At 39.9% G+C, this 19,329-nt stretch carries 20 protein-coding genes; 3 read left to right on the forward strand and 17 right to left on the reverse strand.

The window, feature by feature from the left end:
• Window positions 1-3: 3 nt before the first annotated feature.
• On the reverse strand, window positions 4-771 hold the full coding sequence (gene tolQ / locus VGA95_05145; GenBank protein ID HEX9665930.1) for a protein TolQ: 768 nt from the start codon (window positions 769-771) through the stop codon (window positions 4-6).
• A gap of 582 nt (window positions 772-1,353) precedes the next feature.
• Window positions 1,354-2,388 carry a hypothetical protein gene (locus VGA95_05150; protein ID HEX9665931.1) on the reverse strand — a complete coding sequence of 345 codons (1,035 nt, stop codon included), beginning with the start codon at window positions 2,386-2,388 and terminating at the stop codon, window positions 1,354-1,356.
• Window positions 2,389-2,439: 51 nt separating this feature from the next.
• On the opposite strand from VGA95_05150, the gene VGA95_05155 reads away from it, so the two are divergent.
• The gene (locus tag VGA95_05155) at window positions 2,440-2,994 is read left to right on the forward strand and encodes a hypothetical protein (protein ID HEX9665932.1); all 555 of its coding nucleotides are present in this window, start codon (window positions 2,440-2,442) and stop codon (window positions 2,992-2,994) included.
• 296 nt (window positions 2,995-3,290) lie between these two features.
• Here VGA95_05155 and ruvB read toward each other — a convergent pair whose 3' ends face one another.
• The 5 genes from ruvB to VGA95_05180 form a co-directional block, all read right to left on the reverse strand.
• On the reverse strand, window positions 3,291-4,313 hold the full coding sequence (ruvB, locus tag VGA95_05160; protein ID HEX9665933.1) for a Holliday junction branch migration DNA helicase RuvB: 1,023 nt from the start codon (window positions 4,311-4,313) through the stop codon (window positions 3,291-3,293).
• A 77-nt stretch (window positions 4,314-4,390) separates the two neighbouring features.
• Window positions 4,391-4,978 carry a Holliday junction branch migration protein RuvA gene (ruvA, locus tag VGA95_05165; GenBank protein ID HEX9665934.1) on the reverse strand — a complete coding sequence of 196 codons (588 nt, stop codon included), beginning with the start codon at window positions 4,976-4,978 and terminating at the stop codon, window positions 4,391-4,393.
• The gene (ruvC, locus tag VGA95_05170; protein ID HEX9665935.1) at window positions 4,962-5,507 is read right to left on the reverse strand and encodes a crossover junction endodeoxyribonuclease RuvC; all 546 of its coding nucleotides are present in this window, start codon (window positions 5,505-5,507) and stop codon (window positions 4,962-4,964) included. The genes ruvA and ruvC overlap by 17 nt, the downstream gene beginning before the upstream one ends.
• A 5-nt stretch (window positions 5,508-5,512) precedes the next feature.
• Window positions 5,513-6,259, reverse strand: coding sequence for a YebC/PmpR family DNA-binding transcriptional regulator (locus VGA95_05175; protein HEX9665936.1), 747 nt, complete (start codon window positions 6,257-6,259; stop codon window positions 5,513-5,515).
• Window positions 6,260-6,362: 103 nt separating this feature from the next.
• On the reverse strand, window positions 6,363-7,355 hold the full coding sequence (locus tag VGA95_05180; GenBank protein HEX9665937.1) for a hypothetical protein: 993 nt from the start codon (window positions 7,353-7,355) through the stop codon (window positions 6,363-6,365).
• A 297-nt stretch (window positions 7,356-7,652) separates the two neighbouring features.
• On the opposite strand from VGA95_05180, the gene rho reads away from it, so the two are divergent.
• A complete protein-coding gene (gene rho / locus VGA95_05185; GenBank protein ID HEX9665938.1) occupies window positions 7,653-8,969 on the forward strand; it encodes a transcription termination factor Rho in 1,317 nt (438 codons plus the stop codon).
• A gap of 43 nt (window positions 8,970-9,012) precedes the next feature.
• Here the strand turns inward: rho and VGA95_05190 are convergent, their stop codons facing one another.
• From VGA95_05190 to VGA95_05225, 8 genes are all read right to left on the reverse strand, one after another.
• Window positions 9,013-10,266 carry a cysteine desulfurase gene (locus VGA95_05190; GenBank protein ID HEX9665939.1) on the reverse strand — a complete coding sequence of 418 codons (1,254 nt, stop codon included), beginning with the start codon at window positions 10,264-10,266 and terminating at the stop codon, window positions 9,013-9,015.
• Between the two features lie 24 nt (window positions 10,267-10,290).
• On the reverse strand, window positions 10,291-10,605 hold the full coding sequence (locus VGA95_05195) for a non-heme iron oxygenase ferredoxin subunit (protein HEX9665940.1): 315 nt from the start codon (window positions 10,603-10,605) through the stop codon (window positions 10,291-10,293).
• 69 nt (window positions 10,606-10,674) lie between these two features.
• Window positions 10,675-11,061, reverse strand: coding sequence for an iron-sulfur cluster assembly scaffold protein (locus VGA95_05200; protein ID HEX9665941.1), 387 nt, complete (start codon window positions 11,059-11,061; stop codon window positions 10,675-10,677).
• Between the two features lie 102 nt (window positions 11,062-11,163).
• Window positions 11,164-12,504, reverse strand: coding sequence for a Fe-S cluster assembly protein SufD (gene sufD / locus VGA95_05205; GenBank protein ID HEX9665942.1), 1,341 nt, complete (start codon window positions 12,502-12,504; stop codon window positions 11,164-11,166).
• Between the two features lie 14 nt (window positions 12,505-12,518).
• Window positions 12,519-13,289: a Fe-S cluster assembly ATPase SufC gene (gene sufC / locus VGA95_05210; protein ID HEX9665943.1), complete on the reverse strand. Its 771-nt coding sequence runs from the start codon at window positions 13,287-13,289 to the stop codon at window positions 12,519-12,521.
• Window positions 13,290-13,360: 71 nt separating this feature from the next.
• Window positions 13,361-14,797 (reverse strand): Fe-S cluster assembly protein SufB, encoded by a 1,437-nt coding sequence (gene sufB / locus VGA95_05215; GenBank protein HEX9665944.1) that lies wholly within the window; start codon window positions 14,795-14,797, stop codon window positions 13,361-13,363.
• Between the two features lie 36 nt (window positions 14,798-14,833).
• Entirely contained in the window at window positions 14,834-15,250 is a 417-nt protein-coding gene (locus VGA95_05220) for an Rrf2 family transcriptional regulator (GenBank protein ID HEX9665945.1), read from the reverse strand.
• Window positions 15,251-15,471: 221 nt separating this feature from the next.
• Window positions 15,472-17,283, reverse strand: coding sequence for a M28 family peptidase (locus tag VGA95_05225; GenBank protein HEX9665946.1), 1,812 nt, complete (start codon window positions 17,281-17,283; stop codon window positions 15,472-15,474).
• Between the two features lie 192 nt (window positions 17,284-17,475).
• Between VGA95_05225 and VGA95_05230 the strand changes: the two genes are divergently transcribed.
• Window positions 17,476-17,757: a DUF427 domain-containing protein gene (locus tag VGA95_05230; protein HEX9665947.1), complete on the forward strand. Its 282-nt coding sequence runs from the start codon at window positions 17,476-17,478 to the stop codon at window positions 17,755-17,757.
• A gap of 35 nt (window positions 17,758-17,792) precedes the next feature.
• Here the strand turns inward: VGA95_05230 and VGA95_05235 are convergent, their stop codons facing one another.
• Both VGA95_05235 and VGA95_05240 read right to left on the reverse strand, forming a co-directional pair.
• Entirely contained in the window at window positions 17,793-18,260 is a 468-nt protein-coding gene (locus VGA95_05235; protein HEX9665948.1) for an FAD-dependent oxidoreductase, read from the reverse strand.
• A 180-nt stretch (window positions 18,261-18,440) separates the two neighbouring features.
• Window positions 18,441-19,043, reverse strand: coding sequence for a DUF1461 domain-containing protein (locus VGA95_05240; GenBank protein HEX9665949.1), 603 nt, complete (start codon window positions 19,041-19,043; stop codon window positions 18,441-18,443).
• Window positions 19,044-19,329 lie beyond the last annotated feature (286 nt).

Raw genomic sequence — 19,329 nt, forward strand, 5'->3', positions numbered from 1 at the left:
AACCTATATCTTCTTAAGATATCTATCAACTATGTTTAGAAACTCGGAGGAGAAATTCTCCATTTCGACGTCGATTCGCTTAACCTTATTTATAAAGTAATTATACGCGACAACAGCCGGAATTGCAGCAGCAAGACCTATTGCCGTCGCAATCAATGCCTCTGCGATACCTGGAGCTACTGCTTGAAGAGTTGGAACATCAGCGCGGCTGGCAAGTCCAATAAAAGCTGTCATTATTCCCCATACAGTACCAAAGAGTCCTATGAAAGGAGCTGTACTCCCGGTCGTTGCAAGAAAGATCAGCGAACCCTCAAGTCTAGATACCTCGGCCGACATTTCCTTTTTTAATACCCTTTCAACCAGTTCCACTACGCCTAGATCCGCCGCAATAACCATCTCTGGATTGTTCTGCGATTCGGGATTTCTTACTGCACCTCCGGTTCCAGACCTCTTAATTTTAAGAAGCTCTTCGTACCCCGACCTGAAAAGATTTGCTATAGGACCTTTTAAGTGTTTAGTGGACTGGTACAGATTACTGAAGTTTCCACTTGAATGGTAAAGATCTAAAAATTTTTCAGACCTTTTCATTGCTTTCCTGAGCATGAAATGCTTTGAAAAAATGATAGCCCACGAGATTACCGACATTATCAATAGCAATAAGAGTACTATTTTAACAACTGGTCCAGCTGTTGATATGAGTCCAAATACCTTTACTTGCTTCACCTCTACAACTTCTGCGGTCTGCAGCACAAAATGTAACCAATTAATCATCTTTTATTTACCAACTTGTTTTAGGAATTTACAAATTTCCATGGATAATCAGGTGGAAATTTTGAGCAAGGAATTTTGCACATCTTTAATATATTTTCCCATACAAAACTACCAAAATCAAATTGATACCAATCGCTTCAATTGGATTATATCCTTTTACCCAACGCTGCGGCTTCATAAAAAACATCTGTTCACGCCATTTATAATGGGAATTAAGATGGGGGGATGAATATGAAAACGACCTGATACTTACACAGACAACTTAAGTCAGGGGTGACGATTAAATCCAAAGAAAGGCGTTAAAATCGTAGGAAACGACGCAAGTGCAGAGATATCATTATGTTCCAATAATATTATTTGATCGGCTTTGGCGCATGCAAATTTTAGGTTATTCACACGGCGACCTTAAGGTTTTCGCTACAATTTAATAAGATCTCCTCGTAGAGGAGGACTTTAGTCCTCAAGTCTATGTTATCTCCCGAATGTCCCCTGCTTATGAGATGCGCCGACAAGCTTGATCGATAAAAAATGAAATATTAATCCGAGGTTTGAAGACCTCGGCTATCGGCAAAATACAACATTTCATTGAAACATTTCAAGGCTATCCGAACCTTCGAAGGCTTGACCGTCGAAGGTCTCTCCCCTCATGGTGCCCTTTGTGGAATCGCAGTCTAAATTGCTATCACCCATCAGGAAATGAAATACCAGGTCGATATAACCGTTTCCGTCTACATCCTCCTCGTGTCGTCGAAGTTCACCTGTTTTATTATTTACATGCGTCTCACATGCTCCTTCAAATGACACAGTGGTATGAACAACGGTAGTCGCGTCGAATACCTCCGTGGAAAGAATAGCCACTGGTATCACTCCCTTTATATTATTACAGTTGATGAGATTAGTATCGATACCAGGCTTTACATCTATATCTATCAGTAAGACGGAATCACAAACGTTATCCGAGGCAGGGGTGGGGTTTGTCTGGACATAGCTATCAGTGTTGCGTGCTCCACCCCTTCCATTTGGGCATCTTGAATTAGAATGGTTATCCTTATCGCCACCGCCGTCTTCATTTACCTGAGGCTGGCCATCATTCAACAATGCTAGTAATCCAGGATCATCATCGTCGTCTGTGTCATAGACAATGGCGTCAATCAGATACTCTGTTGTGACTGGGGTACCATTAGGAAAATCGTTTCCATCGCCGATATACAGGGCCGCGGCATCAGCTCCATTCTGAACACCGCTGAATATGATATCAGGATTTGGTGAGACTCCACTCTGGCCAATTAGAAAGTATCCATTTTCATCCGTTGCAAGGCCATCTAGATCAAGGGCAGCATAGGAGGTGTCAGTGGTGCCATTGTAGAAAACAACAACCAATGAAGTCAAATCGGTGTTCCCAATTCCGCCATCATATAGCTCGACGAATTCGAGCATGTCCGTTCCAGGAGTGTCAGAGTCAACTTCATTAAAGATAATGTTGTTAATCGTATTACCGAATACTGATGCTGGTTCAAAAATTAGTGATGTTAAAACAATAAATTTTAAAACCTTAAATAACGATCCAAGAACCAATATATGTCGTTTAATGAAGTTCTTTTCCACTTCTTTATTCATGCTTGTCAACCTCCTTTCAGTGTCTAAGTACTAGTTAAGGAATAGTAGAAAATGCTTATTCGTTTTGAAGTATACGGCTACTTTTTCGAAGTTGTTGAAAAAATTTTTTATGTTAGTTTAATAACTTCTTTAAATACAATTTTAATGAGGTGTATGATGAAACGATCTATAACTATGATTTTTGCCGCATTGTTAATCACTCTATTTTTTTTCAATTCGGGCCCATCTGCCGAAGAAGATATGTACAAGGTCGTTATTGAGGAAAGCTTTTATGTTGTAAGTCCTGAGAATCAAGATAAGTTTTTAGAAATTTATAAAGAGAAAGTTTATCCCTTCTGGAGCGAAATGAATAAAATGGGTTTAACCGATGGAGATATTAAGATGTATTCACAAAGGATTCACACCCTTGACCCTAGATGGACATACAAATCAGTTGTCAGGTTTAAAAATTACAGTGCTATAGATACTTGGCTTCAGAAAAGGGACGAAGTATATAATAAGCTATTTCCGAATGCTGGTGGATACAAAAGTGTCAGTAAAGAAATTTCAGGAATAACAGAAGAACACTGGGATGAATTAATTAGGGAGATAAAGTTGAGCAAGTAAAAACTGCAATTTAAAAAAAGTCATTCTGAATTTACTTCAGGATCTCTTTTCGGATGCCGAAACTAGCCAGGCCCGATGCAAATTAGGATTCAGCATGACGAATTGCAAAATGATGTTTTACCAGAGGGGAGTCGTCGGCCATCAAAAAAACAAAGGAATGGACTCCCAATTAAGGCATTTGGGATTGACACGCTGCCTTAAATTGCCATAGCCGTGTAACTATATTTATGAGTGACTTCCTTGACCCACACGTTATTTTATATGGGCTTCAACTGAACGGCCTGACAAAATACGATCTAATCTTTAAAGAGGCCTTTTTGTCTGTGGAGCGAAGCAATATTCAGATGTGCGTATGCCTGTGGTGTTACCATTCTTCCTCGGGGTGTTTTTGCAAGGAATCCCTGGCGTATCAAAAATGGCTCATATACCTCTTCAATAGTATCTTTATCCTCGCTTATCGCGGCTGCGATAGTCTCGATTCCAACAGGACCTCCGTTAAATTTTTCGGTGATCGCCAGAAGTATTGCACGATCAACATTATCAAGACCGACAGAGTCCACTTCGAACATATTGAGTGCGTTTCTTGCCACTTCTTGATCGATAATACCGTCAGCTTTCACCTCCGCAAAATCTCGTACCCTCTTCAGCAATCTGTTTGCAATCCTGGGTGTTCCTCTGGCCCTGCAGGCAATTTCAGACTCACCGTCACCCGTAGTTTCGACGCCGAGAATTCCAGCAGACCTCCTGATTATGCTCTCAAGTTCCTGAGGATCATAATAGTCGAGCCTCAAGTTTACGCCAAAGCGGGATCTCAGGGGCGATGTTATAAGACCAGTTCTTGTAGTAGCGCCTATCAAAGTAAATCTATTAACAGTGACTTTCATTGACCTAGCTGTTGGTCCTTCCCCGATCATAAGATCAATCTTATAATCCTCCATAGCTGAATATAAATACTCCTCTACAATACGATGAAGTCTGTGAATTTCATCGATAAATAACACATCTCTTTCATCTAAATTGGTAAGAATAGATGCGAGATCTGCAACCCTCTCTATCACTGGACCTGAAGTTGCATGTATTTTTACCTCCAGTTCATTAGCCATGATATGAGCCAGTGTTGTCTTTCCAAGCCCCGGGGGACCATAGAGAAGAACATGATCGAGAGCTTCTTTTCTACGTTTTGCTGCCTCAATGAAAATGTCAACTTTCTCTTTTACCTTACTCTGGCCTAAAAACTCGCGTAAAAGCCTGGGTCTGAGATTGGGGTCATAGATCGAATCTTCTTCCTGAGTTTTTGGATTTACAATTCGTTCTTCCATATTTATATGTATAAAGCTAAAATTATTTGAGCCCGAACTTAGTTACAAATCAGATAGGTAATATCGAATAATAACCATCATTCCTTTCTCATTACTTTTAATGATTCTCTCAAAGCAATCTCTATATCTTTTTCTTTTCCTGCTATCTCTTCAATTTTTATAATCTGCTCATCTATTTCGAACTTTGTATATCCTAGATTAAGGAGCGCGGAGATTACGTCATCCAGGTTTCCATTATTACGATGATACTTTTGAAGGAGTCTAATGCTTGAGATCTTATCTTTTAATTCGGTTATCAGTCTTGATGCGAGCTTTGGTCCGATGCCAGGTACCTTTCTTCTTGTTAGATCACCAGAAGAAATTGCTGAAACCAGTTCCTGAGGAGAAATATTAGAAAGAATGTTTGTTGCCCCTTTAGGCCCTACACCAGAAACACCTAGTAATAAGGTGAAGATCCTTTTTTCGTCTTCTGTGAGAAAACCGACAAGCTCTATACTGTCCTCCTTCACGTGAGTGTAAATTTTTAACTCAGTCTCACAACCCGAGTCTGGGAGACGATAATATGTAGAGAGTGGCACTGTAACTCCGTAACCCACTCCATGAACGTCTATAACGATCTTTCCTATTGATTTCTCTGCGATTATGCCTCTAAGAAGGGAGATCATTTATCGAAAAACGCCTCCTCCTTCTTCTAGTCCTTAGAACTTCAATCCCGAGCCTCTCTTTTTTCTCAGATAGATTAATGTGGCAAAGTGCTATTGCTATTGCATCCGACACGTCTGTCCCCTCCCATCTACTAATTCCGAAAATTGTGGAAATCATCTTCTGAACTTCGATTTTTTTCGCTCTTCCTCGACCAGTGATGGCAAGTTTTACTTCGGTAGGAGCATATTCATAGACTGATAAGCCAAAAAAGGCAGCTGCCAGGTATGCAACGCCCCTTGCTTCCCCTAGCTTGATTGCACTTTTGGCATTTTTGGCGAAAAAAAGACCTTCAACCGACATAACATCGGGAGCAAATTCTTGTATCACCCGCACTAGACCTTCATGAATGGTCTTCAACTTGAAAGTAATAGCATGGCTAGCAGAAGGAACTATAGCGCCACTTGTAACATGTATTAAACTTCCGTTTATACTCTCCACTATTCCGAATCCACAAACCCTGGTTCCAGGGTCTACGCCAATTACTCTCATCAATTTTATCCCAACGCTTCCAAGAGTTCGTCTTCGATATCAAAGTTTGAATAGACGTTTTGAACATCGTCACTATCATCGAGCGCTTCCATTAGACGCACCATCTGCTCAGCATCTTTGCCTTCGACCCTAACATTATTCTGTGGTATCATGGTAATCTCTGCTGATAAATACTTGAGTCCTTTCTTGTCAATTTGGTCTTTAACATTTTCAAAATTCTCAGTATTCGTGATAACAATTAGTTCACTATCCTCAGTCCGTACGTCCTCTGCTCCTGCATCTACAGCAATCTCATAAATCTTATCTTCATCGACGCCTTTTTTGTCAAAAGAAATCCTTCCCTTCGTATCGAACATCCATGCGACGCAACCACTTTCGCCAAGGCTGCCTCCATACTTCGTAAATACTCTTCTAATTTCAGAAACGGTACGATTTTTATTATCTGTCATGACATGAATATAAACTGCACTTCCGCCTGGACCATAACCCTCGTAATAAGTTTCATGAATTTCTTCGGAACCTCCCTTTCGGGTACCTCGATTAATAGCTCGATCTATCGTATCACCAGGCATGTTATTGCTCCTCGCAGCGGCGATAGCTGTTCTAAGCCTCGAATTGGATTCGGGGTCACCTCCGCCCTGCCTTGCAGCAATCGTGAGTTCCCTGATTAACTTTGTAAAGATTTTCCCGCGCTTGGCATCAACGGCTGCCTTTCTGTGTTTTATATTTGCCCATTTGGAATGACCAGACATATGTTCTCTCCCCTTTTTTTATCGTTAAAATGATCCTGTTTTAGTTAATTATTTTATAGGAATACGAAATAAGTAGCAACATCTACTTCGGGCCTTTTAATTACTATAACGCCTCTTCAACAGTTACGCTAATTAGCTGGTTTCCGTTGATTGAAGTAGAAATCATCGTAATAGGTTCTCCGGAATTAATTTCCTTTACTGATAGGGTGCTTACAGGTAGGGAAAATTTTTGCCCCTCTACTGGCTGAAAAGTAAATTTGACCTTGGATTCATCGGGAAGCCCAAAGATCTGGGCCTTTATAGGAACACTCTTTCCTATTTCAGTATCGGGTATTAGTAATTCACAACCCCAGGCGTCAGTATCAGAGTTAATGAAACTTCCATCCTGTTCCTTAAGACTGTATCTAAGCTTTCCGTCCTTACTAATTACTGTTAATGGTAAATCCTCGAACTTTGCCGCCATCTGATTGTTTGTTAGAGCTATGATATCACCGTTTATGAACTTATTATCTTTTGAGTCGAATACACCTATCTCAAATTTACTCGGATTATTGACGTTCGTCTCCGTGAATAAAATCGTTGAGCTTAGTTGGCCAAATGCTATTTTAGGCTTTGTAATGGATTTTAGTTCATTATTCTCGAGAGCCTGTTCTCCGCCTGATCTTGATATTTTCATGCTACCTTCCTCACCGGTGAGGTTCAAACCTTCCAGATCTGACATGGATTGTGGAACAATAACTACTGGCCAGAGATCCTTTGTTTGATTGAATTCTATTTCGGATTCACTTGAAGTAGAAGTGCCCGTTCTGAGAGGTGTTACGGATATGATTCTTCCGATGTACTTTGGGTTTAGATAAATTTCTCCTGAAATTGAGGTTAAAAGAATCTCCGTGTATAGGGGAAGATGTGAACGGGTTTGCACACTTGATCCATTACCTTTTTCTCCCGCGGCCATTAAACTCTGTTTCGTATTATTTTTGTCGAAAATATTTAAATTCTCATACATAGAGGCATCAGCCAGCCCTATGGTTACGGAGGAAAGAAATAAGAGTGTACAATAAATCAAATATTTCGCCGGATAGGTTTTAATTGTCATTAATTCTCAATGGAACAATTGTAATAAATTTTAATCTTAGATATAATGTTATTATAACATAGAATTAATTTTTCCTGTTTGCTTCTAATAATATAAGATTTTGTCTTATACTAGATTTAAGTATAGATAATATTTAACTTTTGAATAAATTCCACTTGACAAGACGTATTATTAGTGTGCATAATATTAGTTACATAGCTAAATGCAACTCTAAATGAACCATTAAATAATTTCCTCTATATTGAGTCGAGATCTTTTATCCTAAGATTTATTATTGAATCGAGAACATAAGTATTTATGGCAAGAGCTTCGAAAGCGCAACAATCCACCGAAGAAAAAGTGCTAGAGGGACCTGAGTCTCCTTTCCTTAACCTGAATGAGCTCAGAGATAGGAGAACTTCAGAATTAATGAAGATCGCACGGGAGCTACATATCGAAGAAACATCTAGAATGTCAAAACAAGATCTTATATATGCTGTTTTAAAAGCCCAGAGCGAGAAGGAGGGGATGATTTATGCCGAGGGTGTCCTCGAAATACTTTCGGAAGGTTACGGTTTTTTAAGATCACCAAAATACAGTTATCTTCCCGGTCCTGATGATATTTACGTCTCAAAATCACAGATCCGCTCATTTAATCTCAAAACAGGTGACACAGTTGGCGGCCAGGTTCGCCTTCCTAGAGAGGGGGAGAAGAATCTTGCGCTTTTAAAAATTGAACTAGTTAATCAAGATTCACTTGAATCATGCAAGGAAAGGGTTCCGTTCGAGGGCCTCGTCCCACTTCACCCTGATGAGAAAATCAACTTAGAGTATGACCCCAACGAATTCTGTTCAAGAGTAATGGATTTATTTATACCCGTTGGTAAAGGTCAGAGGGGCGTCATAGTTGCTCCGCCAAGAACTGGAAAAACCATTCTTCTGCAAAGAATCGCAAATGCTGTAACAAAGAACAACCCAGAAATAGTCCTTATAGTACTTCTTATAGATGAGCGTCCTGAAGAAGTCACAGATATGGAAAGATCGGTAAAAGGGGAAGTCGTCAGTTCAACCTTTGATGAGCCAGCACAGCGACATATCCAGGTTGCCGATATGGTACTTGAAAAAGCAAAGAGACTCGTTGAACATGGAAAAGACGTCGTGATTCTTCTAGACAGTCTAACTAGGCTCGCGCGTGCTAGCAATACGGTAACTCCGGCCAGTGGAAGGGTATTATCAGGAGGTATGGAAGCGAACGCTCTGCAAAGGCCCAAGAGATTTTTTGGGGCCGCCAGGAATACGGAAGAGGGTGGCAGCCTCACAATTATAGCCACGGCCTTAATAGATACTGGGAGCAGGATGGACGAGGTCATTTTCGAAGAATTTAAAGGCACGGGTAATATGGAGGTCTACTTAGACAGAAGATTGGCCGATAAGAGGATTTTTCCGGCAATTGATCTTCTAAAATCCGGAACAAGGAAGGAAGAATTATTACTTCCACCGGATGTTATCAATAGGGTATGGCTGCTTAGAAAGATACTCAGTCCTATGAATACAACTGAAGCAATGGAATTTCTTTTAGACAAAATTAGTGGAACCAAAACTAATAAGGAATTTCTCAATCTAATGAATCAGTGATTTTTATTTTTTATTCCATTCGATTCGGCTTCATTGCTATATTTTAATTTTTAAACAGATTCTGAGCTTTTTTTAGCGCCTCGATTAAACTATCAATCTCCTCCATAGTGTTGTATAAGTATAGACTTGCCCTAACAGCGTTATCTATATTAAGTCTTCTCATAAGAGGTTGTGCGCAGTGATGGCCAGAGCGTACTGCGATTCCTTCCCCATCCAGTATCCATGAAATATCATGAGGATGTATATCTTTTATGTTAAAAGTAAATACTCCAAGCTTATCTACAACATCTTTTGGACCGTGAAGTTCAATCCATGGCAGATCTAGGAGTCTTTCAAGAGTGTAACTAGTAAGTAATTTTTCATAGTTTTGAATTTCTTCAAAGCCGATCCTATTCAAATAATCGATGGCTGCACCTAATCCTACCCCACCTGCGATATTCGGGGTTCCGGCTTCATATTTCCATGGTAGTTCATTCCATGTTGATTTATCAATTGTTACAGTCTCTATCATATCACCGCCATAATTAAAGGGCTCCATTTGTTCAAGAAGTTCTTTTCGTCCATAGAGAAATCCGGTGCCTGTTGGACCCAACATCTTATGTCCTGAAGCTACTAAAAAATCACAACCGAGCGCTGAAACATCAACGGGGAGATGGGGCACTGATTGAGCTGCATCAACCAGGACCAAGGCCCCAACCTTCTTTGCCTCGTCAACAATCTCTTTTACTGGATTAACTACACCCAAAACATTTGATGCATGAACTACGGACACAAGTTTCGTCCTTTCTGAAATAAACTTTGGAAGATCTTCAACCCTCAATCTGCCTTCATCGTCAACGTCCAAAAACTTTACCTCTATTCCCTTCAATCTTTTAAGCATTTGCCATGGAACAATATTCGAGTGATGCTCCATAATGGTAGTTACGATCTCATCCCCTTTCTGAAGATTGTGAAGACCCCAGGCATATGCTACAAGATTTATTGCCTCAGTGGCATTTCTTGTAAATATTATTTCTCTCCAACTCTTTGCCCCTATGAAATTTGCAACACTCTTGTGCGCATTTTCATATAGAACAGTAGACTCGTGACTAAGCGTATGGACAGCCCTATGAATATTCGCATTTACTGTCTCATAAAAGCTTTTTTCGGCCTCTATCACATATCTTGGTTTTTGAGTTGTTGCGGCATTGTCAAGATAGATAAGTGGTTTGCCCCCTATTTTTCTTTCGAAGATAGGAAAGTCTTTTCTAATTTCATTGGATTCAAATTTTATAGAATTTAGATATTCCTTTTGCATATCTAGCCCCTAGTTTATACGTTATCAATCTACTAAAACGTATATATCATCCCCCTCCACTTTTAATTCATATGTTTCGACTGGTTCTACAGCAGGCATACATAGGGCTTCGCCGGTCTTCACATTGAACTCCGCTCCGTGGTAAGCGCAAGTAATAGTCTCATTCTCCAAGACTCCGTCTGAAAGAGGAAATTCCATGTGGGTACATTTGTCTTTGATTGCATAGAAATAACCGCCAACGTTGCAAACTGCAATGATCTCATTGTCTACCGCAAACGATTTAACTTCCCCAGGTAAGATCTCAGATTTAATTGCAACCCTGATAAACCCATTATTCATGTAAATTTTCTTACCTTCTCATTTGCAACAAAGTTATGGCTCTGCTCAGGCTTGGCTATTTTATATGCTTCATTCTTCTCCAGGCCAGTCATTTTTCCCAAAAAGTCCAGATTTTAAAACCTTGAGAGACAACAGTGCACATTTTAACCTGACTGGACTAATTCTCATCCCTATTGCTTCTAGCAAGTCATCCGCAGTAATTTCTCTTACAGATTCCAAATCTTTATTCACTATCATTTCAGTTAATATTGATGCAGAAGCCTGGCTTATAGCGCACCCTTTACCAGAAAATCCTGTCTCACTAACTTTGTTATTTTTAATTCTAAAATCGAAACGTATTACATCCCCACACAAAGGATTACCTTCCTCATAAGAGATATCCGGTTCACTAAGCCTTTTATAGTTTCTTGGGTGTTTGAAGTGATCTAGAATATAATCAAATTGCTCAGTATTCATCTTTTTTTTGTTCTCAATTTAATAATGATGTTCCTATCTATCAATCCGGATTTCCCAAAAACATAGAGCTCATGGAATACTTTTAAATACACTTCGTTTACGTTAACTTGGTAGTTGAATCAAGTTCCCTTTTGCAAACCACTCTGTCACAAGCTTTTCGATGTAATCTCTGATTTGTTCCACATTCATACTCTCTAGGCTCTTGCTTGTGAAAGCATACAGTAGCATTGCACGAGCAGATTCTTCGGATAAGCCACGGGATCGAATATAGAAAATGGCATTCTCATCTATCTGTCCTATAGTAGCACCGTGGGTGCATTTCACATCATCCGCATAAATTTCAAGTTGAGGCTTAGTATCTATCTGTGCCGAATCGGAAAGTAGAAGATTTCTATTTGTCTGTTTGGCATCCGTTTTCTGAGCATCTTTATGCACAATAATTCGGCCGTGGAATACTCCCCTTGACTTGCCATTTAAGACACCATTATAAAGTTGTCGACTGTCGCAATGGGGACTCACATGTTCTACTTTCATGTAATTATCCATATGTTGCCTGCCTGTAGACATGAACAAACCGTTTATAAATGAATGGCAGCCCTCTCCAGCAAGCACTGGATGAACATTATTTCTTACAAGAGATCCACCAAGCAGTAAAGAGTGGGAATTTAGGTTGCTATTACGCATCTGTTCAACCCGTAGAGTAGAAACGTTATAGGCCTTTACGCTCTCTCTTTCAATCATATAATGATCAAGCGTACTGTTTTCACCAATAACGACCTCTGTAACGACGTTAGAGAAATATACATTGCTACCCAGTGAAACATAATGTTCAATAATGTTAGCCTGACTGTTATCCTCAAGAATTATCAAATTACGGGGATTCGCAATACAAGGAATGTCATTAATGGTCGTTATATATAACAAATGGATAGGTTCATGAAGCAAAACCCCTTTTGGTATTGATACGAATGCACCATCTTCCATAAAGGCTGTGTTCAGTGCTGTAAAAGCTTCATGTTCGAAGTCAGCATAGTGCGTGAGATGCTCGCTCAACAAATCCTGGTAATCAAACAATGCTTTTGTAAGATTTGATATTCTAACTCCGCCGCTAGTATTTAGCGAAGAAAGTTCAACCGAAAATCTGCCATCGATAAAGACTAGTTGATTTTGTAACGAATCAGAAAAAACAAATGGCTCTATATCATTCCTTGATAGATTTGATTTCCCATTAAGCATTAATCTGAAGGGAGTGCGTTCAATTGGAGCCAGGTTTGTAAATCTCCAGTCTTCGTCATGGATTGTAGGGAACCCCAATTTCTTAAACGCGTGTATGGCTTTTTCTCGATTCTCCCTAAACCATCTAATCTCTCTACCGGCAGAGTACTCCTGATATTTAAGGAAGCCTTCAAGATAGCTATCAATATCCTGCATCTCAATTTCCATTTTCGATCACCCTATTAATTTCGAGCCACATTGCTGTTAGTCAGTTCATCGCCAACCCCCACGTACCCTTTGTCTTCAAGCTCTAATGCCAATTCTTTTCCACCTGATTTTACTATTCTCCCATCTACCAGTACATGTACAATGTCAGGAATTATGTAGTTAAGGAGCCTCTGGTAATGAGTGATTATCAAAAAGGACCGTTCATCTGTTCGCATCGTGTTTACACCCCTGGCGACAATCTTAAGGGCATCAATATCCAACCCCGAATCAGTCTCATCTAGTATGGCAAACCTGGGCTCCAAAACCTGCAATTGAAAGATCTCATTCCGCTTTTTCTCACCCCCGGAAAAGCCCTCATTCACGGAGCGTTGTAAAAGATTGTCATCAACGTCGAGAGATTTCATCCTCTCCTTTACCAGCTTGACAAACTCGACGTGCTTAAGGGGTTCGAGACCCTTGTGCTTTCTAATAGCATTCAATGCTTCCCGAAGGAAGTATGTATTTGCAACACCTGGTATTTCTACAGGGTATTGGAAAGCCATGAAAATACCCTCACGTGCCCTTTCCTCGGGAGACATTTCTAAGAGGTTTCTACCCTCGTACAGAATTTCACCGTCCGTAACCTTGTATGTATCGCGTCCTGCAAGTACCTGAGCTAATGTACTCTTTCCCGAACCATTGGGACCCATTATAGAGTGTATCTCCCCGGGATTAATCGCCAGGCTCAATCCCTTGAGAATTTCCTGGTTGTCCACACTCACATGTAAGTTCTTTATCTCAAGCATAATTCCTCCATGTAATTATCTATTAAATAATGGTTTTCGTGACAATGAGTAATAGGTTCAGTTTGGATTGTCTATCCGACGCTTCCCTCAAGACTGACACTCAATAGTCGTTCTGCCTCTACAGCAAATTCGAATGGCAGCTCACGGAATACCTTTTTACAAAACCCATTGACAATGAGTGAAACCGCATCCTCAGCAGAGAGACCCCTTTGTCGACAATAAAAGATCTGATCATCGCCTATTTTAGATGTGCTTGCTTCGTGTTCCATCCGGGCTGTAGAGTTCTTTACTTCTATATAAGGAAATGTATGAGCTCCGCATTTATCTCCTATGAGCATGGAGTCACACTGCGTATAGTTACGCGCACCGGTAGCATTCTTACCAATTTGAACTAACCCTCGATATGTGTTTTGACCGTAGCCAGCAGATATTCCTTTTGATACGATAGTGCTACTCGTATTCTTACCTATATGAATCATCTTAGTTCCCGTATCAGCCTGCTGGCGATTGTTAGTTAATGCGACAGAATAAAATTCACCCACGGAATTGTCACCCTCGAGAATACAACTTGGATATTTCCATGTTATAGCAGAACCGGTCTCGACTTGTGTCCAGGAAATATGAGAATTTCTCCCTATGCATCTTCCCCTTTTTGTGACAAAGTTGTAAATACCCCCTTTACCATCCTTGTCACCTGGATACCAATTCTGTATTGTAGAATACTTGATTGTTGCATCATTGTGAGCTATAAGTTCTACTACAGCCGCATGCAACTGGTTTTCATCACGTTTTGGTGCGGTACATCCCTCAAGGTAGCTAACGTAGCTTCCTTCTTCCGCAATGATCAGCGTTCTTTCAAACTGTCCTGTATTCTCTGCATTTATACGGAAATATGTAGACAATTCCATAGGACAGCGAACACCCTTTGGAACATAAACGAAGGAACCATCCGTAAACACCGCAGAGTTGAGGGCGGCAAAGTAGTTGTCGTTATGAGGTACTACAAACCCCATATACTTCTTAACCAATTCTGGATATTCCTGCACCGCCTCTGAAATAGAACAAAATATTATATTTAATTCAGCAAGTTTTTCCTTGAATGTTGTAATCAGCGAAACACTGTCAAAGACTGCATCTACGGCAACACCTGCAAGCATCATTTGCTCTTCGAGAGGAATTCCGAGTTTTTCATATGTTGCCCTTAGTTCAGGGTCTATATCGTCTAGACTCTTCGCCTTCTTTGTCTGTTTAGGCGCGGCATAATAGCTAATATCGTTGTAGTCAATAGGGGGATAATGAACGTTATGCCATTTTGGCTCCTTCATTGTCAGCCAATTCCTATAGGCTTTTAGACGCCACTCTAACAACCATTCGGGTTCATTCTTCTTAGCTGAAATCATTCGAATGACATCCTCATTCAAACCCTTAGGTGCAATTTCCTGCTCGATGTTCGTAACGAATCCGTATTTGTATTCTTGTTTTGACAACTGTTCGAGATCTACGCTCATTTAATAGCCTCCAAATTTAAAGATATCAATATTTCGTTAACTTAAATCAGTTCCAATCTGCTTTAACATATCGTCGAGCGTTGTGTCCTCAAGTATCTTTATCATAGATACCCGAACCCTGTCCCATACAGGGAGTTGTGGACAACACGCATAAAGTGCACAGATCTTAGCCTTATCCATACAATCAATAATCCTCAGTTCACCCTCTATAGCCTCATATACCTCTCTCAGGTTAATTTCTTGTGGAGATTTTCTCAAAATATAACCTCCATCCGGGCCGACCATTGATCTTATAAGACCCCTTTTTACAAGCCTCCGCATTATCTTAGCCAGGTAGTTTTTCGGTATGTGTTGATGTTCTGATATCTCTTTCATGCTTGAGGTTAATACAGGGTTTTTCCCCATATAGGCCAAGGACCTCACAGCGTAATCTAATGTTCTACTTACTTGCATAATTTCTAACCCGATAACGAAGAATTATGGATATCATGCATCCATGATGTATATATTATATTTCTATCCTTCTATTTGTCAAGATTGAAGTGGGCTAATAGGGTTTGCAACTGGTAAAAACTAATGATGGGCAGTTTACCATAATTATAGCTACATGTCTAATTTCGAAAGAAGGAAAGATCAATTCTTGATTTTTAACATATAACGAGCTTGTGTGACACTCATTCCCCATCTATTCTGGGCTCAGGAACGATCATGATTTCCATGAGCTTTTTATCCCTTTTAATCATTATATCTGTCTTTATACCTGCTTTAGCTTCTCCTAACGCAACGACATAATCATATATGTTCGTAATCCGCTCGCCAGAGAACTCGATTATAACGTCCCCGTCTTTGAGTCCAGCCTTTTCCGCAGGACTTCCACCCCTAACACCCATCAGTCGAACCCCATCGGGATTTTCTGAATAATCAGGAATGGTACCCAGGTATACGTTGAAACCTGACGGACTCTTCTCTTCTCCTTTTACTTTGGAGAAGGCAATCATATCTAATGATCCATTTAATTCGAGGATAAGATCCGATATCAACATCAAGACCTTTTCTTCTCCTTCCGGGTTGATCTTTTGCCACTCGTCGCTTGGGGCATGATAATCGGAGTGGATACCGGTGAAAAAATGGAGAACCGGTATATTTTTGGTGTAAAATACGGTCTGATCGCTAGGGGCGATGCCACTATCTCGAAGCTTCAGCACTAAACCAACTCCAGAATTAACATTGTTGATTAAACCCTGCCATGCCGGCGATGAGCCGACTCCAAAGACTGTAAGCTCATTATTTTTAAGTCTCCCAATCATATCCATGTTTATCATAGCCTTGGCATTTTCTAATGGAATTTTTGGGTTCTTCACATAGTATGATGATCCCAAGATTCCAAGTTCCTCAGCAGAAAATGCTACAAATAGTAGGCTACTGTCTAGACTTTCTTTCTCGTGAGAAAAATACTCTGCTAGCTCTAACAATCCGGAAACACCCGAAGCGTTATCGTCGGCGCCATTATATATTTTATCACCCTTTTTTTCATCACCATGCCTCGAGGTATTCCCTCCAAGACCAATATGATCGTAATGAGCCCCGATCACTATCACTTCACGTTTATGGTCTGGATTAGAGCCCTCCAATAAGCCAATAACATTTGTAGTGTAGCTTCTTTCTGCAATCAAGTCTGTCTGTAAATAAACCGTTGTTTCAGGGACATTAAACGAAGAGTTTTTCTTGTTGGATAGCGCTAGTTCAAGGGATTTTAAGTCTCTGTCTGCATAACTCAAAATCGTTTTGCCTATATCTCTTCTAAGAACTACGGCTTGTATGCCCGAATCTGTAAAGGATGGGTCAAATCTCAAGCCGCCCAATTCTGCCTCCTCTTCCACTGACGATGGAGTCATGAATATTATGCCTTTTGCTCCCTTTTTTCTGGCGTTTATGGCTTTATATCTGAGTGGGGCATACGTATAAAATGGACTATCTTTAACATTACTCTCAGGAGTAAAGCGCAATACCAATACGATTTTATCTTTTATGTCTATTCTCTCGTAGTCATCATAATTCAATTCCGGGGCACTTATTCCATACCCTGCAAATACAAGGTCCCCCGTTGTCTCCCCCGTGCTGGAAAAACTAATGGGAATATAGTCTTCACCTATCCTAATAGATTCTCTACGTTTCCCATACTCTAGCGCGAGTGAATTCGCATCACCAATTTTCATTCCGTATAAAACTGGGAATTTCTGAAAATATGTTCCCTGGTCTCCTAATGGTTTAAGACCCGCCTTGCTAAATTCCTCTGCAATATATTTAGCGGCGATATTAGCACCTTGAGTCCCGGCCTTTCTTCCTTGAAGCTCATCAGAAGATAGATACCTTATGTGTGAAATGATTTCTTGAGAAGTTATTTCACCACCTTGTTTTCCAATTGAGAATACTGGAAACAATGTTATATAAACCAGGGCAATAAATGCTAGACCTTCTTTAATCACTCGAATAAGATATCATATTGAAGAAGAAATACTGAATCTAGATCACCATAAAGTGATCTAATACTGTTACTGATTCAACATATATAAAGGGTTAAGCAAATCAATTTTTGTTGGGTTTAATTATTACTCCAACATTGGTGAATTAGATTAACAATGCCTGAATTTTACTAACGATTCTGGAGGGACATAACTATGAAAGCCATATGGAATGGCACAGTCATTGCCGAAAGTGACGATACAATAGTCGTTGAAGGCAACCATTATTTCCCGCCGGAGAGTATCGAAAAAGAGTACTTTCAGGAAAGTGAGACCCATACTCTATGTTCCTGGAAGGGGGTAGCCAGTTATTACGATGTTGTTGTGAACGGTGATAGAAACAGGAATGCCGCCTGGTATTACCCAGAACCGAAAGAAGAGGCGAAGGAAATATCTAAATATGTTGCCTTCTGGAATGGTGTCGAGGTCGTCAAATAAATATAATAAATAAGCGCAGTGGAAGTTATCCTGGGTTAATTTTTCATCCAGCTCTTTTCTATTGAGTTCTTTAAATTCTTATTCATTTCCGTCTCTAGGGACGACTTTAAGAGCTTCGACGTAGTCTTCGTCTGCCCATAACGCAAAGACTTTTCACCGCCTGAATTATTTGCAACCGTACCACCGACTGAAGCCATTGATTTTGAAGCTGGATAACTGGGAAGCATGCTTTTATATTTGGGGCTTTCCTTCTCAAATAATCTAAATGGCACTCCAGGTTGAACTATTGCTGATTCAGAACCAATGTCGATTATTTTGTTCATGTGGGCGTTTACGTCCAGTATTATAGATTCATTTAAATCTCCACCCGCCATGTCAGTACCGCAGGAGTGAGGAGTTAGCGATATAGAATCGTCGCCAGCTGTCTTTTTGCCTGTCACATAATTTACCACCTTATTTACCACCTTATTTATGTCGTCAACGTCTTTGGGGAAAACAACCAATTCGGGGGTTATTCTAAATGCGCTGGCATCTCAGCTATAATGATGCAGGGTCTCAGGATCATCCTTTGCATCTCCTTTTAATATTTGTTGAATTTCGACTTTATGTGGTATTTCAATCAATCCTTTAATAGGAAAAATTTCGATATTAGTGTGATGAAAATAAAAATCAAATTAGCAAGATTATCGAGGGCTCGCGATACGTCTACGAGATACGGACCAGATTCCAAGATTAAGTATCACACTGGATGCGATTAAAAGCACTGTGGTGTATTTAAAGAATTGTCTGGGCATTATGTAGAATGAAAGATCAAACCTGTTATTCATCCAGAGATTATTGCTAAAGAGTAGGGGATGGAAAACATCCCTCCAAAAAGTCGTGAAGAAGGGTAATACAACTAATAAAGCGACGATGATTAATGCATTCACAATTGCAAATCTAGAAACCCGGAGCCTGTCAAACGTCAGCATTAAACATATGACACAGATGATGGCAATAATAAACATATTATCAAAAATATCACGAACCTCTCCTAAATGTAGCTTTTCTTTTTTCGTCCAGAATGATACTAATTCCCCTTTATGCAAAAAGAATGATGTCAAATCATCGATTCCTTTTTCGGCCCTTTCATAACCGATCGTATCGCAGCGTTCATTCCAGTTACAATTGAATTTATACCAATATGGAAGATATACAATGAAGGCCAATGGTATGTAAACGGTCAAGTAGAACAAAGTTGGAAACAAAATAATTCCCTTTAGTCTAGAAACCCACGTACTGTACATTTTCGTCTATAATTTTAGTCGAGACTTATTCCAACACCTTGATAAAGCCTTTCTAATCAAGTTCATAAGTCTTACGTTCGCTTTTTAACGCATACGTATTAAGTAATAGTGAAAGTCCTCGCAGCTAGCTACTGGGAATTTGCTAGTTAAATACAGTATTTCAGTGGTCGGAAATATCACTTAACTATATAAATCATTCTTTTTGATATCAGATTTTTATCGAATAATCCAGTTTGGGGAAAAATTTTCTCCATTCGATTGGGTCAAACAGTTGAGGGCCTTATGG

It is taken from the genome of Thermodesulfobacteriota bacterium (assembly GCA_036397855.1).
GTDB lineage: Bacteria > Desulfobacterota_D > UBA1144 > Nemesobacterales > CSP1-2 > DASWID01.

What these genes read in the sequence shown, in the direction of transcription:
- VGA95_05190 (HEX9665939.1), bottom strand. Translation starts at nt 10,266, where the DNA reads ATGCAAAAGGAATATCTAAATTCTATAAAATTTGAATCCAATGAAATT.
- VGA95_05230 (HEX9665947.1), top strand. Translation starts at nt 17,476, where the DNA reads ATGAAAGCCATATGGAATGGCACAGTCATTGCCGAAAGTGACGATACA.
- ruvC (HEX9665935.1), bottom strand. Translation starts at nt 5,507, where the DNA reads ATGAGAGTAATTGGCGTAGACCCTGGAACCAGGGTTTGTGGATTCGGA.
- VGA95_05220 (HEX9665945.1), bottom strand. Translation starts at nt 15,250, where the DNA reads ATGCAAGTAAGTAGAACATTAGATTACGCTGTGAGGTCCTTGGCCTAT.
- tolQ (HEX9665930.1), bottom strand. Translation starts at nt 771, where the DNA reads ATGATTAATTGGTTACATTTTGTGCTGCAGACCGCAGAAGTTGTAGAG.
- VGA95_05175 (HEX9665936.1), bottom strand. Translation starts at nt 6,259, where the DNA reads ATGTCTGGTCATTCCAAATGGGCAAATATAAAACACAGAAAGGCAGCC.
- VGA95_05200 (HEX9665941.1), bottom strand. Translation starts at nt 11,061, where the DNA reads ATGAATACTGAGCAATTTGATTATATTCTAGATCACTTCAAACACCCA.
- ruvA (HEX9665934.1), bottom strand. Translation starts at nt 4,978, where the DNA reads ATGATCTCCCTTCTTAGAGGCATAATCGCAGAGAAATCAATAGGAAAG.
- VGA95_05195 (HEX9665940.1), bottom strand. Translation starts at nt 10,605, where the DNA reads ATGAATAATGGGTTTATCAGGGTTGCAATTAAATCTGAGATCTTACCT.
- sufD (HEX9665942.1), bottom strand. Translation starts at nt 12,504, where the DNA reads ATGGAAATTGAGATGCAGGATATTGATAGCTATCTTGAAGGCTTCCTT.
- rho (HEX9665938.1), top strand. Translation starts at nt 7,653, where the DNA reads ATGGCAAGAGCTTCGAAAGCGCAACAATCCACCGAAGAAAAAGTGCTA.
- VGA95_05155 (HEX9665932.1), top strand. Translation starts at nt 2,440, where the DNA reads ATGCTTATTCGTTTTGAAGTATACGGCTACTTTTTCGAAGTTGTTGAA.
- ruvB (HEX9665933.1), bottom strand. Translation starts at nt 4,313, where the DNA reads ATGGAAGAACGAATTGTAAATCCAAAAACTCAGGAAGAAGATTCGATC.
- VGA95_05150 (HEX9665931.1), bottom strand. Translation starts at nt 2,388, where the DNA reads ATGAATAAAGAAGTGGAAAAGAACTTCATTAAACGACATATATTGGTT.
- VGA95_05240 (HEX9665949.1), bottom strand. Translation starts at nt 19,043, where the DNA reads ATGTACAGTACGTGGGTTTCTAGACTAAAGGGAATTATTTTGTTTCCA.
- sufB (HEX9665944.1), bottom strand. Translation starts at nt 14,797, where the DNA reads ATGAGCGTAGATCTCGAACAGTTGTCAAAACAAGAATACAAATACGGA.
- sufC (HEX9665943.1), bottom strand. Translation starts at nt 13,289, where the DNA reads ATGCTTGAGATAAAGAACTTACATGTGAGTGTGGACAACCAGGAAATT.
- VGA95_05180 (HEX9665937.1), bottom strand. Translation starts at nt 7,355, where the DNA reads ATGACAATTAAAACCTATCCGGCGAAATATTTGATTTATTGTACACTC.